General features: G+C 71.7%; 12 protein-coding genes. 2 read left to right on the forward strand and 10 right to left on the reverse strand.

All coding sequences use genetic code 11. The features are described 5' to 3' along the window. Window positions 1-2: 2 nt before the first annotated feature. The gene (locus ABZV00_RS02460) at window positions 3-1,316 is read right to left on the reverse strand and encodes a PLP-dependent aminotransferase family protein (protein ID WP_355601149.1); all 1,314 of its coding nucleotides are present in this window, start codon (window positions 1,314-1,316) and stop codon (window positions 3-5) included. 295 nt (window positions 1,317-1,611) lie between these two features. Between ABZV00_RS02460 and ABZV00_RS02465 the strand changes: the two genes are divergently transcribed. Further along, window positions 1,612-2,277 carry a GNAT family N-acetyltransferase gene (locus ABZV00_RS02465; RefSeq protein ID WP_355601151.1) on the forward strand — a complete coding sequence of 222 codons (666 nt, stop codon included), beginning with the start codon at window positions 1,612-1,614 and terminating at the stop codon, window positions 2,275-2,277. A 78-nt stretch (window positions 2,278-2,355) separates the two neighbouring features. Here ABZV00_RS02465 and ABZV00_RS02470 read toward each other — a convergent pair whose 3' ends face one another. The 7 genes from ABZV00_RS02470 to murJ all read right to left on the reverse strand — a co-directional run bounded on the left by ABZV00_RS02470 (window position 2,356) and on the right by murJ (window position 10,762). Continuing rightward, window positions 2,356-3,522 (reverse strand): N-acetylmuramoyl-L-alanine amidase, encoded by a 1,167-nt coding sequence (locus ABZV00_RS02470; protein WP_355601153.1) that lies wholly within the window; start codon window positions 3,520-3,522, stop codon window positions 2,356-2,358. Window positions 3,523-3,693: 171 nt separating this feature from the next. Beyond that, entirely contained in the window at window positions 3,694-4,017 is a 324-nt protein-coding gene (gene trxA, locus ABZV00_RS02475) for a thioredoxin (RefSeq protein ID WP_007453873.1), read from the reverse strand. 31 nt (window positions 4,018-4,048) lie between these two features. Then, window positions 4,049-4,999 carry a thioredoxin-disulfide reductase gene (trxB, locus tag ABZV00_RS02480; protein WP_355601156.1) on the reverse strand — a complete coding sequence of 317 codons (951 nt, stop codon included), beginning with the start codon at window positions 4,997-4,999 and terminating at the stop codon, window positions 4,049-4,051. A gap of 177 nt (window positions 5,000-5,176) precedes the next feature. Further along, complete coding sequence (locus ABZV00_RS02485) at window positions 5,177-6,196, reverse strand: hypothetical protein (protein ID WP_355601158.1); 1,020 nt, start codon at window positions 6,194-6,196, stop codon at window positions 5,177-5,179. After that, entirely contained in the window at window positions 6,193-6,912 is a 720-nt protein-coding gene (sigM, locus tag ABZV00_RS02490) for an RNA polymerase sigma factor SigM (RefSeq protein ID WP_355601160.1), read from the reverse strand. The genes ABZV00_RS02485 and sigM overlap by 4 nt, the downstream gene beginning before the upstream one ends. Window positions 6,913-6,955: 43 nt before the next feature. Beyond that, complete coding sequence (locus ABZV00_RS02495) at window positions 6,956-8,557, reverse strand: protein kinase family protein (RefSeq protein ID WP_355601162.1); 1,602 nt, start codon at window positions 8,555-8,557, stop codon at window positions 6,956-6,958. 447 nt (window positions 8,558-9,004) lie between these two features. Continuing rightward, window positions 9,005-10,762, reverse strand: coding sequence for a murein biosynthesis integral membrane protein MurJ (murJ, locus tag ABZV00_RS02500; protein ID WP_355601164.1), 1,758 nt, complete (start codon window positions 10,760-10,762; stop codon window positions 9,005-9,007). A 126-nt stretch (window positions 10,763-10,888) separates the two neighbouring features. Between murJ and ABZV00_RS02505 the strand changes: the two genes are divergently transcribed. Then, the gene (locus ABZV00_RS02505) at window positions 10,889-12,349 is read left to right on the forward strand and encodes a CCA tRNA nucleotidyltransferase (protein ID WP_355601166.1); all 1,461 of its coding nucleotides are present in this window, start codon (window positions 10,889-10,891) and stop codon (window positions 12,347-12,349) included. 66 nt (window positions 12,350-12,415) lie between these two features. Here the strand turns inward: ABZV00_RS02505 and ABZV00_RS02510 are convergent, their stop codons facing one another. After that, window positions 12,416-13,951, reverse strand: a complete 1,536-nt coding sequence (locus ABZV00_RS02510; protein ID WP_355601168.1) for an SPFH domain-containing protein — start codon at window positions 13,949-13,951, stop codon at window positions 12,416-12,418. A 27-nt stretch (window positions 13,952-13,978) separates the two neighbouring features. Next, window positions 13,979-14,500: a hypothetical protein gene (locus ABZV00_RS02515; RefSeq protein WP_328426191.1), complete on the reverse strand. Its 522-nt coding sequence runs from the start codon at window positions 14,498-14,500 to the stop codon at window positions 13,979-13,981. Window positions 14,501-14,563: the final 63 nt, after the last annotated feature.

Here is a 14,563-nt window from a genome sequence, read left to right on the forward strand (position 1 = left end):
CATCATGCCAAGTCGGGTCCTGGCACGTCGGAACCGGCCCTGCCACGTCGCCCGGCGGCGCCGCCGGGCGACCCGAAGACCCGGCGCATCGCGATCTCCTGCTCCATCACGCCGGCCAGCCGGCGGACGCCCTCACGGATCCGCTCGGGCGGCGGGAAGCTGAAGTTCAGCCGCATGGTGCCGGTGCCGGTGCCATCGGCGTAGAAGCCGGTGCCGGGCACGTAGGCGACCCGGGCGGCGACGGCGCGCGGCATCATGGCCTTCGAGTCGAGACCGTCGGGCAGGGTGGCCCAGACGAAGAGGCCGCCGGCCGGCGTGGTCCAGCTGGTGCCCTCCGGCATCAGGTCGGCCAGCGCGTCGAGCATGGCGTCCCGGCGTTCGCGGTACACCTCGCGGTAGACCTTGAGCTGCTGCCGCCACGGCATGGTGCTCAGGTACGTGGCAACCGCGGCCTGGGCGTAGCCGCTGGGGCAGAGGATCTGCGCCTCGCTGGCGATGACCAGCTTGTCGCGGACCGCGTGCGGCGCCAGGATCCAGCCGACCCGCAGCCCGGGAGCGAAGGTCTTGGAGAAGGTGCTGAGGTAGAAGACCCCGTCCCGGCGGCGGGCGCGCAACGGCGCCGGCGCCTCGCCTTCGAACCCCAGTTGGCCGTACGGGTCGTCCTCGACCACCAGCAGGCCGGCGCGCTCGCAGATGTCGAGGACGCGTTCCCGGCGCTCCTCGCTGAGCGTCACGCCGGTCGGGTTCTGGTAGGTGGGGATGGTGTAGAGGAACTTCACCCGCCGGCCCGCCCGGGCCAGGTCGGCGATGGCCGTCTCCAGCGCCTCCGGGATCAGCCCGTCGGCGTCCATCGGGACGTGTACCACCTGCGCCTGCGCGGCCTGGAAAACCCCGAGCGCGCCGACGTACGTCGGCCCTTCGGCGAGCACCACGTCACCCGGGTCGAGGAAGAGCCGGGCCACCAGGTCCAGCGCCTGCTGCCCGCCCACGGTGACCACCACGTCCTCGGGTGAGGCGCCGCATCCGGCGTCGATCCCGGAGAGCGACATCACCTCGCAGATCCGCTCGCGCAGCTCGAGGGTGCCCTGACCGATGCCGTACTGGAGGGTGGTCACGCCGTGCTCGGAGCCGAGCCGGCCGAGCATCTCGCCGACCGCGTCGAGGGGCAGGGCGGCGATGTACGGCGCCCCACCGGCGAGCGAGACGACCTCCGGCCGGCTGGCCACCGCGAAGAGTGCTCGGATCTCGGAGGCGGTCATCCCGCGTACCCGCCGGGCGTACCGGTCGGTGTAGTCGTCGAGTGTCGTGCCGGTCATGACCTCACCTCGATCGCTGCTCGGGTGGCTCCCGCCCCGGGTACCCCGGACGCTGGCGACCATGGCGGCGGGGACACCGATTGTCGATCCTAGCCCGCCGAAGCCAGGCTGCCGGCCTGCGGAGACGGACCGCCCACATCCCGGACCATCCCCGCTGTCCCCCGGTGCGGTGGGCATCTGCGCGTCCCCTCCCGTACCGTCGATCGGCGGCGTACGATCGCTCGTCGGGGGGCAGGAAGGCGGCGCTGTCGTTCCATGCCGGTCTACCACCGAGCCTATTGTGGGGATGCGCCATATGTCGCGACGTCTGGTCAGCCTGACCCTCGACACGTTGGAAGACCTTCCTCGCCCGTGCCGGCAGTGCGTCTACTGGGAGCTGGATCCGGTCTCCGCCGACCGGGCCTGCGCTGCCGGAGATCCGGGCCTGGAGAAGGAGGCGTGGGTCTCCCAGACGCTGCTGGAGTGGGGCTCCTGCGGCAAGCTCGCGTACGTCGACGGGATGCCGGCGGGCTTCGTGATGTACGCCCCGCCCGCCTACGTGCCCCGCTCGATGGCCTTCCCCACCTCCCCGGTCTCCGCCGACGCGGCGCTGTTGATGACCGCCAACATGGTTGCCGCGTTCGCTGGCGGCGGGTTGGGTCGGATGCTGGTGCAGGGCGTCGCCCGGGACCTGACCAAGCGGGGGATCAAGGCGATCGAAGCGTTCGGCGACGCCAAGTTCGGCGATGCGGACGACCCGGCCGGCGGCTGCGTGGCGCCGGCTGATTTCTTCCTTTCCGTCGGCTTCAAAACCGTACGTCCGCATCCGCGGTTTCCCCGGCTGCGGCTCGAGCTGCGCACCGCGCTGAGCTGGAAGTCCGACGTCGAGTACGCGCTGGAGAAGCTGCTCGGCTCGATGAGCCCGGACACCCTGCTCCGTCCGGTCCGCCCCGCCCCGGCAACCCGCTCCACGGGCGGCTGACCGAGCCCGCCGGCAGCGCCGTGTCGACCGGTCTCAGTCGACCACGGTGCCGGCGGTCACCACCGCGGTCGACCGGTCTCAGTCGACCACGGTGCCGGCGGTCACCACCGCCCGCAGCTCGCTCACGTCGATCGAGCCGGTCGGCACGTCCAGCTCGATCGGGAAGTACATCCGTTGCACCGCAGCCACGATCGCCTCCACCACCCGGTCCCGGAATCGGGGATCGATCAGGCGGGCGCGGTCCGCCGGCGAGGTGAGGTAGCCGACCTCGACCCGTACCGCCGGCATCCGGGTCAGCCGCAGCAGGTCCCACGTCTTGGCGTGGGTACGGCAGTCCCGTAGCCCGGTCCGCGCGACGATCTCCCGTTGCACCAGACCGGCCAGCCGCTCGCCGGTCGCTGAGGTCACGCCGTTGTTGGTGCCGTAGTGGTAGGTCGCCACGCCCTCGGCGTCCGGGTTGGCGTGCCCGTCCAGATGCAGTGAGATGAACACGTCGGCGCCGAGCGAGTTGGCCAGCAGCGCGCGGTCGGTGTCCGGCAGGCAGCTGTCGGGCGCCGGACCCCGGGTGAGCTGCACCCGCACCCCGGACGCGGCGAGCCGCCCCTCCAGCCGGCTGGCCAGGTCGTGCACCAGGTCGGCCTCCGTCCAGCGCAGCGGCCCGTCCGGTACGACCATGCCCGGGTCGGTGCCGCCGTGGCCGGGGTCGATGACGACCGTCTTGCCGACCAGCGCCGGCCCGGACTGCCGGATCGCGTCGGACTCGCGCAGCCACTGCGGGCGGCCACCGACGACTTTGCGGCCGATCCGGCGCAGGGCGTTCATGGTGTGCGGCCCGCACGAGCCGTCCGGGGTGAGCCCGACCTCGCGCTGGAACTGGGCGACCGCCCGTGAGGTCCGGATGCCGTAGATGGCGTCCGCCCGGCCCACGTCGTACCCCATCTCCAGCAGTCGCTCCTGGAGCGACCGGACGTCCTCGCCGGTGAGCGGCTCGGGGACCGCGTGGTAGAGGGTGCGGGCGCCGAGCCGCCAGCGGGCGGCGTCCAGGGCGCACCAGGTCTCCGACCCGACCCGGCCGTCCACGCTGAGCCCGCGGGACTGCTGGAACGCGCGGACCGCACGTTCGGTGTCGAGATCGAACTCGTCGACGGCTGGGTCGGCGGTGGAGGTGAGCAGGTCGAGGCCGGTGAGGATGGTACGGATCTCCGTGACCGCGGGTCCCCGGTCACCGGATCGGATCGGACGCACGCACGACCCCCTCTGCACGATGCTGGCTGGCCGGGCGGCCCAGGCTTGAGGCTATGCGTTCCGGGGCGGCGAGGTGGCTCGGCCTGGAAAAACTCCCGACGGCGTGGGCCCGGAAGACAGCGAACCCCGCACCCGGCGACCGGGTACGGGGTTCGGTGACGTTCCTGCTGGTCAGAGGGCCGATTCGATGAGCCGGACCAGCTCGCCCTTCGGCTTGGCGCCAGCGATCGACTGCACCGGCTGGCCGTTCTTGAACACGGTGAGCGTCGGCACCGACATCACCCGGTAGGCCCGGGCGGTCTCCGGGTTCTCGTCGATGTTGAGCTTGACGATGGTGACCTGGTCACCCATCTCGCCCGCGATCTCCTCGAGCAGCGGCGACACCTTGCGGCACGGCCCACACCACTCGGCCCAGAAGTCCACCAGAACCGGCTTGTCGGCCTGCAGCACGTCAGCGACGAAACTCGCGTCCGTGACCGCCTTGGTATTTCCCACTATGCCCCTCCTCCGGGATGTGTTCGTTGTTTCAGCTGAGCGTCGCGATGAACCGCTCGGCGTCGAGCGCGGCGGCACAACCGGTGCCGGCCGCGGTGATCGCCTGACGGTAGGTGTGGTCGACCACGTCGCCGGCGGCGAAGACACCGGGCACGCTCGTCCGGGTGCTGGGGGCCTGGACCTTGACGTACCCCTCGTCGTCCATCTCGACCTGGTCGCGGAAGAGCTCACTGCGGGGGTCGTGGCCGATGGCCACGAAGACGCCGGTCACGTCCAACACCTTGGTCTCGCCGGTGTGCACGTTGCGGACCCGTACGCCGCTGACCTTGCCGTCGGCGCCCAGGATCTCTTCGACGGTGCTGTTCCACTCAACCTTGATCTTCTCGTTGTTCAGCGCCCGGTCAGCCATGATCTTGCTGGCCCGGAACGAGTCGCGCCGGTGGATGATGGTGACCGACTCGGCGAAGCGGGTGAGGAAGCTGGCCTCCTCCATCGCCGAGTCGCCGCCGCCGACGACCACGATGTGCTGGTTGCGGAAGAAGAACCCGTCACAGGTGGCGCACGAGGAGACGCCGTGGCCGAGGTACTCCTGCTCGCCCGGGACGCCCAGCGGGCGCCAGGCCGAACCGGTGGAGAGGATGACGGCGCGGGCACGGTAGGCGGTCTCGCCGACCCAGACGGTGCTCACCGCGTCGGCGCCGGCGTCGCCGGTGTCCACCAGCTCGACCCGGGTCACATCGTCGGTGAGGAACTCGGCGCCGAACCGCTCGGCCTGCTTGCGCATGTTGTCCATCAGCTCGGGGCCGAGGATGCCGTCGGCGAAGCCGGGGAAGTTTTCCACCTCGGTCGTGGTCATCAGCGCGCCGCCCGACTGCGCGCCCTCGATGATCAGCGGCTTCAGGTTGGCGCGGGCGGCGTAGACGGCCGCCGTGTAACCGGCCGGCCCGGAGCCGATGATGATCAGGTTGCGGACCTCGTCCACTGCCGTCTCCCGAGTTGTGTGTGTTCGGCTTCGGCGCGCACCGATGCCGATCCAAGTCCGACGCCTAGGGTCGCCGGAACTGACTTCCAGAACGTCATCGTACGAACCGGGGATTCCCGAGACGGGCATCCGGTGGGTCAGGTCACGTGGTCGGTCATCCCGCCAGTGACCGCGGATTCACCCTACCCGCGCCGAATACCGCTTGTCCGAGCCGGACCCGGGGACCCCGCACTCCGGGCCGCTCACCCAGGCCCAACGGCCCCCGGCCGCGTCGGTGAACCGGATCACCAGGGCTGGCTCGCCCCGGAACTCCGCGTAGTCGATCACCTCGACCACCAGCGGGGCGGCGCCGTGCTCGGCGGCCACGTCGGCCAGGCAGGTGGTCAGCGCGGCTTCGTCGGTCAACCGGGCCAGTTGGTCCAGGCCGCCCGGCGTGGGTCGACGGCCACCTTCGGCCGCCACCCCGGGCTGCCCGTCCGGAGAACTGCTGGTCCGTTGACCGTCGGACGGCTCGGCATCGGCATCGGCGAGCGTCTGCGGCGTGTAGTCCGTACCGCTGCGCAGTGCAGGCCCGGTGGTGCGTACCGCACCGGCCGCCGCCGCGCCCTCGGGCGCGCTGGCCGGCTGGTTCAGGACGCTGGTGCCGGCAGTGTCCGAGGCGTTCATCGACAGCTGATTGAGCCCCAGTCCCACCGCGAGGACGGCGACGGCCGCGACCGCCACCGCAGGCGCGCCGCGCCGGGCCCAGCGTCGCCGCCGGCGACCGGGACCGGTGGGTGTGCCGCCCCCCGACTGGGTCGGGGAGGGGCCGTTGGGTCGGCGGCCGGAACCGCTGCCGCCCTGTGCCGGAACGACCACCCGAGTGGCGGTGTCCGGATCCGGCTCGACCGTGGGCGTACCGCCGGTGGTGTCCTCGTCGGCCGCTGCGCCGTCGAGCACCGGGTCCGCCGCGGCCAGCGCGGCGGCGAGCCGTTCGGCGAGCGCCGCCGGCAGCTCCGGGGACGGCTCGGCCCACCGGGCGAGGTCGGCGCGAACCTCCGTCACCGCAGAAGCCAGCAGGGTGTACGCCTGGGCCCACGCCGGGTCCGCGTCCACCAGCCGAGCGACCTCCGCCTGCTGCGACGTGCCGTCCAACGCCCCGCCGAGGTAGTCAGCGAGCAGGTCGTCGTCGACCTCCCTGAACCCCTCGGTCGTCACGTGTCCTCCTGATTGGCGTCCCGCCGGAACCGGCCCGACCCCGATCCGACGCCCTCCGCAGGGCGGGGGTTCCCCTTGGTGACGCCGGGCACGTCTGCGACCGTGCCGGTCGGGCCCGGGTGGGCCGATGGCGTCGCCACGCCGGCGGCCGGGCGGAGATGCCCGAGCAGCACCGCCAGGCGGGCCCGGCCCCGGGCACAGCGGCTCTTCACCGTCCCCTCGGCGACACCGAGGATGCGGGCCACCTCGGCGACGGGGTAGCCCTGCACGTCCACCAGCACCAGGGCGGCGCGCTGCTCGAAGGGCAGTGCGGCAAGCGCCTCGCGGACGACCAACGCGGTGTCGTGGTCCTGTGCCGGTGCGGCCGGCTCCACGCCCCCGGTGCGCGACCCGCCCTCGGTCCGGGTGCCGTCGGGCAGCGGCACGGTGGGGTGCGCCTGCCGGCGTCGGATCCGGTCCAGGCAGGCGTTCACCACGATCCGGTGCAGCCAGGTGGTGACGGCCGAGTCACCCCGGAAGCGGCCGGCGGCCCGATGCGCGGACAGCAGGGCGTCCTGGAGTGCGTCGGCGGCCTCCTCGCGGTCGCCGAGCGTCCGCAGGGCCACCGCCCAGAGCCGGTCACGGTGCCGGTGGAACAGCACCGCGAAGGCGTCCCGGTCCCCGTCGACGTGGGCGCGCAGCAACTCCAGGTCCGTTGCGGCGTCGCGCCCGTTCATCACCGCGTCCAGCGGATGCGGTGCCCGGATTGTGCTGCCCGGCTCACGAACCCTGGACCGTAATCTCCTGCACCCCGAGCTTGAAGCCACCCTCGGACGGGGGTAGCTCGGTGATCCAGAACAGCAGGTACTGGTACTTCTGGTCGACGTCGAAGCCGTTGAACGTCATGGTGGTGCCGTCGTGCTCCTCGAACGGCTGCCCGATCGGCGTCTTGTAGCCCGCGACGAGCTGCTTGTCGCCACTGGACGTGGACGGCGGGTTGGCAGTGCCGTAGAGCAGTTGGGCCGATGCACCGGTCCCGGAGAGCACCGCCTGCACCGACTTGACGCTGTGCGGCTCGCCGAGATCGAGCCAGACCCCCATGCCCTTCTTGATGTTGCCGAAGTTGGGGCGGTTGTACGTCTCCGTCTCCCAGCCCTTGTCCTCGTCACCGTCGATGACTTTGTTGGCGCCGTCGACCTCGCTGCGGTTCTTGCTGTCCGGGTCGATGATCCGGACGCCTTTCACGGTCAACTTGCGCACCGTGGCGGCGGCCGGGGTCGTCTCACCGGCCGGGGCGGTGGCGGTGGGTGTGGCCGCCGCGTTGTTCTGTGGCTCCTTGTCATCGCCCAGCGCGCTGATCCCGATCAGCAGACCGACCAGGGCGACCGCCAGCAGGCCGGCGATGCCCACGGCGACCTTGCGACCGCCCGCCGCGGCCAGCGGAGACGGCTCTTCCTCGGTGTCGGCGGCGAACCGCAGCGGCCCGCTGTTGTCGAGGTAGTGCTCCTCCTCGGCCGGCACGTCCAGCCGCGCCAGCTCGGCGGCGAGCACGTCCGACGACGGCGGCGCGATCTCGGCGTCGAGCAGGTCCATGGTCAGGTCGTCCAGGTACGCGGGCACGCCGGCCCGGACCTGGCGGGGTGCCGCGATGCCGCCACTGGCGTCCCGGACCGCGTCCGGGATGGCGGCCCGGCCGTGGCCGGCGGTGGCGCCGCGCAGCGGTGCCTCGGCGTGCGGCCAGTGCCCGGTCAGGGCAAAGTAGAGGATGCCGCCGACCGCCCGGATGTCGTTCTCCTGGCTGTCGGCGCCGTCGGTGCGCGCGTCGGCCAGCACTACCCGGCCCTCGGCGCTGATCATGACCGTGCCGGGGTGGACGTTGCCGTGCACCATTCCGGTGGCGTGCACCGCGGCGAGGGCGCTCGCGACGGCGTTGCCGATCGCGGTGGCCCGGGCCGGGTCCAGCGGACCTTCGGTCGCCAGGTCGCGCAGGGACTGACCGTCCACCCACTCGCGCACCACGTACGCCCGCTCGGCCTCGTCGATCGCGTCGTAGACGCCGACCAGGTTGGGGTGAATGACCCGGCTGGCCGCGACGGCGGCCTGGAGCATTTCGGTGGCGGAGTCGCCACCCGGGTAGCGCAGCACCACCGCGACGGGGCGGCGCAGGATAACGTCGACTCCGCGCCAGACCAGCCGACCCGCGCTGTCGTTGTTGATGTGCTCAACCAACTCGTACCGCTCGGCGAGGATTTCACCGGCCGTGGGAGCACCGAAGGTCATGACCGGCGGAGCGCTCTCGTCCGCCTCCTGACCCTCGCCGACCTGGGTCACCCGTCCTCCCTCGGTGATCGTGCCGATCGATGGACCCGAACTGCTGGGCATGTGGCTTCCCGCTCTGCCGTCGAAGGAACCGGCCGACCGGTGTCGACGCGCAGCGTCGGCGCCTGCCGTACCCGTCGAGAGCGACCTTACCCGGGTTGCCCGTCTCTCCGACATGTCATCTTCCCGCCGTGCCCGGCGGGGTGCCGGGAGTCGGGAGAGTCGTCCGGTTACGACCGTTGTCAGCCACGTTGCTGGCACATGTACTAGCCAATCTACGGCTTCACCGCAAGTGACCGACGCCGGGGCCGAGCCCCGGGGTGGCGCTCCCGCCAACCGCCATGTTCCCACCGAACGGACCGGCACGCTCAGCCGTACGGTTGGTTATCCACAGGCCGATCCGCTTGCTGACCGGCGAATCGCGGAGTTATCCACAAGCGCGTCCCCAGCCCTGATGATCCGCGGTTACGGTCCGTACAACGCCAACTCTTCGTGTGTGGACTGTTGCGCTCAGCGACCGAGTCGGCGGCGGACCATGCCGACCACCTCGGTGATCTCCCCGATCCGCAGCAGCGTGGCCAGCCCCAGGTAGGTCCCGCCGATCACCGCGCCGCCGATCACGAGCTGCACCACGGCCTGCATCCAGTTCGGCGTGTCGCCACCGGGCAACAGGCTCACCACCAACAACCCGACCAGCGCGGAACCCAACGCGGCGACCGCCACCCGGCCGAGGGTGCGCAGGATTGCGCCCATCCCGATCCGCCCGATCCGGGGCCGCAGCAGCCACGCGGAGGCGAATGCCGCAGCCAGATAGGAGACGGCGTTGCCGATCATCATGCCGGCTGCGGCGAAGTGGGCGGCGAAGGCGACGTAGAGCACCACCTGCACGCCGATCCGCAACGCCACCACCGGAATGTTGATCAGCGCTGGCGTGCGGGTGTCCGGCAGGGCGTAGAAGGCGAAGGTGAAGAGCTGGCTGATCGCGAACGGGACCAGCGCCAGCGCCGCGAGCAGCAGCACCAGCGAGGTGTCCGCCGCGTTCTCGTCGCTGAACGCGCCGTAGCGGAACAGCGCCACGGCCAGTGGAGTGGCCAGTACCGCGTAGCAGACCGCGATCGGTGCGAGCACGGCCGAGACGGTGCGGGTGCCCCGGGACAGGTCGGCGGCGACGTCGGAGTACCGGCCGTCGGCGGCGGCCGCGCTCATCCGGGGCATCAGCGCCGTGATGATCGAGACGGCGATGATGCCGTGCGCCATCATCAGCAGCAGGAACACGTTGTTGTAGATGAGTGGGCCGGCGGCGTTCTCCTTGCCCGCCCGGTTGAGCAGGTTGAACAGGACGATCAGGCCGACCTGGCTCACCGCGACGTAACAGAACATCCAGCCGCCGAGACGCCCCAGCTCGCGCAGCCCGAGGGCGCGGAAGTCGAACCGGAACCGCCAGCGGAAGCCGACCTTGCGCAGCGAGGGCAGCAGCCCGGCGGCCTGGATCGCGACACCGAGCAGCGTGCCACCGCCGATCAGCAGGATCCGGCCGGTGGTCATCTGCTCGGGGCGGATGATCTCCGCACCGAAGATCGCGATGTACAACCCCGCGGTGGCGATCACCACGATGTTGTTCAGGATCGGTGCCCACATCGGTGCGGCGAAGTGCCCCCGGGTGTTGAGCACCGCACTGATCAGCGCGCTGAGGCCGGTGAAGAAGATCATCGGCAACATCAGGTACGACAGCGCCGTGACCAGGCTCTGGTACTCGTCCCCGGTGTTGTCGCTGGCGTAGAGCTTGGTCAGCAGCGACGCGGACGCCACCGCCACCACCGCCGCCGCGGCGAGGGTCAGCACCGCGAGGGTCAGCAACCGCTGGGCGTACGCCTGGCCGCCGTCGGCGTCGGCCCGGCGCCGGCGGACCAGCACCGGGATCAGCACACTGGTGAGGATGCCGCCGAGCAGGAACTCGTAGACCATGCCGGGCAGGATCTGCGCGGTGGTGTACGCGTCACCGACCAGTGCGCCGCCGAGCGCTGCGGTCAGAGCCAGCGTGCGCAGGAAGCCGGTGCCCCGGCTGACCAGGCTGCCGATCGCCATCACCGCGCTGTTGGTCGCCGCACTCGCCTCGGCCACCTGCTCCTGCGGCGGCGCGGTCGACTCCATGGCCGGCTGGTTCAGCGGCTCGGCGGAGATGAACGTGGCGCCGTCCCCCGGGCGCCCGCCGGCCCCGGGCCCGCCGTCGTGCGCGGCGTTCGCGCTGCGGTAGAGCCCGCCGCTCATCTCCAGCCTCCAAGGGGTACGTCGAGCCGGGCACCGACCCGCACGTCACAGACCATAGTCAACCGGTACCCGTTACCCGCGCCCGGCGGACGGGATGCGGGCCGTGCCCGATAGGCTGGCGATCCCATGTCCGACGCCTCCGCTTCCCACGCCGCCGACCGCCGCGAACTCACCGCTGCGCAGCGCAACGCCGTCGCCGAACTGCTCCGGGTCTCCCCGGTCGCCGACGAGTTGGGCCGCCGGTTCGTCCGCGCCGGTCACGAGTTGCACCTGGTGGGCGGTTCGGTGCGGGACGCCCTGCTCGGCCGACTCGGGGACGACCTCGATTTCTGCACCGACGCGCACCCGGACGAGACGCTGCGGATCATCAAGGGCTGGGCCGAGTCGATCTGGGAGACCGGCCGGGAATTCGGCACCATCGGGGCTCAGCGCGACGGCCTCCGGCTCGAAATCACCACCTTCCGCGCCGAGTCGTACGACCAGGTCAGCCGCAACCCGGTGGTGGTGTACGGCACCAACCTCACCGAGGACCTGAAGCGCCGCGACTTCACCATCAACGCGATGGCGGTCAGCGTGCCGGAGCACCGGTTCACCGACCCGCACGGCGGGCTGGAGGATCTCTCCGCCAAGGTGATCCGTACCCCCAGCACCCCCGGTGAGTCGTTCGGCGACGACCCGCTGCGGATGCTGCGGGCCGCCCGGTTCGCCGCGCAGTTGGGCTTCGCCGTGCACCCGGACGTGCACTCGGCGATGAGCCGGATGTCCGCCGACCTGGACCGGATCACCGTCGAGCGGATCCGCGACGAGTTCACCAAGCTGCTCTGCGGCGCCGACCCGATCACCGGGCTGCGGCTGCTGGTCGACACCGGGCTGGCCGAGCGGTTCCTGCCGGAGCTGACCGGGCTGAAGCTGGAGATCGACGAGCACGCCCAGCACAAGGACGTCTACGAGCACACGCTGACGGTCGTCGAGAACGCGGTCTCCTTCGAGGAGGACGGCTGCGACTTCATCCTGCGGATGGCCGCCCTCATGCACGACGTGGGTAAGCCGGCGACCAAGGCGGTCGGTTCCGACAGCCGGGTCAGCTTCCACCACCACGAGGTGGTCGGCGCCCGGCTCACCAAGGCCCGGATGAAGGCGCTGCGGTACCCCAAGGAGGTCACGGCGAAGGTGACCGGGCTGGTCGCGTTGCACCTGCGCTTCTACGGGTACGGGCGGGGCGAGTGGACCGACTCGGCGGTGCGCCGCTACGTCGCCGACGCCGGTGACCTGCTGCCCCGGCTGCACAAGCTGACCCGCTCGGACTGCACCACCCGCAACCGGCGCAAGGCAGCCCAACTCGCCGCCGACTACGACGCGCTGGAGGAGCGGATCGCCCGGATCGCGACCGAGGAGGACCTCGCCCGGGTCCGCCCCGACCTCGACGGCAACGCGATCATGGAGCTGCTCGGCGTACCGCCGGGACCGGTGGTGGGGCGGGCGTGGAAGCACCTCAAGGAGCAGCGCCTGGAGCACGGCCCGCTGGACCGCGACGCCGCCGAGGCGGAGCTGCTGCGCTGGGCTCGCGCCGAGGGCCTGATCGACTGACCGGAGCCGACCCGTACGACGGGCGCCGCCCCCGATCGCGGGAGCGGCGCCCGTCGGCGTACGGCGTCAGCGCGTCTCGACGGCCGTCCCGTCCACCGAGGCGGTGCCCTTGCCGGCCGAGGTGCTGTTGCCGACCGGGGTGGACGCCGAGCTGAGCCGGGCCAGCAGGCCCGCCAGGTCGACCCCGGTCAGGTCGCTGCCGAGCTGGAGCCCCTGGGCCACGTTGCCGGCCACCGACCTGGTCAACGACGACGCACCGTCGGCGGAGATGACGGTCATCTTGTCGATCGCCCCGATCGGAGCGCTGGCGGCCTCCACCACCTGCGGCAGCACCTTGACCAGCAGGTCCAGCACCGCCGCCTCCCCGTACGTGGCGAACGCCTCGGCCTTGCGCGCCATCGCGTCCGCCTCGGCCTGGCCCTTCGCCAGGATGGCGGCCGCCTCGGCCTGTCCCTCCCGCTCGACCGCCTCGGCGATCGCGGAGCGCCGACGCTGCTCGGCCTCACCCTCCTTGGCACCCTCGATCGCGTTCGCCTCGGCGAGCGCGGCGCGCCGGGCCCGCTCGCCCTCACCGGTGAGCCGGGCCTGCTCGGCGGAGGCCTGCGCGGCGGCGATGACCGACTGCCGCTGCGCGTCCGCGTGCAGCACCGCCGCGTTGCGGGCCGCCTCGGCCTCCTGCTCCACCTTGTACCGGGCGGCGTCGGCCGGCTTGCGCACCTCGGTGTCCAGTTGGCGCTGCTTGAGTTCGGCGTTGCGCTCGGCCACCTTCTGCTGCTCGGAGAGGATCGCCTGGTCCCGCTCCGCCTGGGCGAGCGGCCCGGCCGCCGCCGACTTCGCCTTGGCCGCGTCGATCTCCGCCTGGATACCGGCCTGCTTGAGGGACAGGTTCCGGTTCGCCTCGGCGATGGCCTCCTCGGCGAGCAGCCGCTCCTGCTCGGCCTGCTGCCGGGCCCGCGCCTCGGCGATCGCCGCGTCCTTGAGCACCCGGGCGGCCTCCGGCCGGCCCAGGTCCTGCAGGTAGGAGCCCTCGGCGAGGATGTCCTGGAGCTGGAAGGTGTCCAGCACCAGGCCCTGGTTGGTCATCGAGTGCTCGGCTTCCTCGGCCACCGCGCTGGCGAACGCCGCCCGGTCCCGGATCACCTCCTCGACGGTGAGCCGGCCGACGATCGAGCGCAGCGCGCCGGCCAGCACCTCCCGGGTGAAGTTGTCGATCTCGTCCTGTTGGTGCAGGAACCGCTGGGCGGCGGCCCGGATCGCGTCCTCGGTCCCGCCGACCTTGACGATCGCCACGCCGTGCAGGTCGGTGCGGATGCCCTGCTTGCTCACCGCGCCCCGGATGCCGACGTCGATCCGCCGGCTGGACAGGTCGAGCGACTGGAGTTTCTGCACCACGGGCAGCACGAACACCGAGGCGCCCAGCACGACCTTCTGACCGGACATGTCGGTCGACCGGCCACCGTCGGCGGTCTGCGTGGTGCGGCCCTTGCGGCCGGTGACGATGAACGCCTCGTTCGGCCCGGCCACCTTGATCCGGGAGAGCACGAAGAACACCAGGATGAGGATGAGGAGGACCGCGCCACCGATGGCGATTAACAGGGGCATATAAGGAGTCCTGTCTGCGAAGAGGAGTCAGTAGGTCTCGACGTGCACGCTGGTCTCGCTGAGCGCCTGCACGACGAAAACCTGGGCGCCGACCGGGATCGGCTGGTCGGCGCGGGCGTTGAGCTTGACCGGCTGGCCTGCGACGCGTACCCGGACCTCGCCGTAGCCGTCGACCGGCACCGGCGTGACGACGAGGCCGAGCGCGCCGACCAGGTCGTCCCGGGTGGGGGTGGGGTCGGTGCGCATGTTCCGGGCCGCCCGGCTCAGCCGGGACGCCAGCCAGCCGGTGGGCACTGCGGCGAGCAGGCCACCGGCCGCCGCGCCCGCGATCATGCCCGGCGTACGCGCACCGACCAATTCGTTGACGATGGCCCCGCCGAACCCGAACGCCCCGGCGAAGCCGGCGACCGTCTCGGTCGAGATCGGCCCGTCGACGTTGGCGTGCCCGAAGTGGAACAGTTCGGTGCCGAGCAGGGCGAGCGCCAGCACCCCGACGCCCGCACCGCCGATGATCAGAAAGATGAGCGTCCCCGTGGCCACGACCAGCACGGTATCGACGTCGCGCAACGTCCAACAGCTCGGCCGGACGCGAAGATGATCTACCGCTCGGCC

The organism is Micromonospora sp. NPDC005173 (genome assembly GCF_040608515.1).
Taxonomy (GTDB): Bacteria; Actinomycetota; Actinomycetes; order Mycobacteriales; family Micromonosporaceae; genus Micromonospora.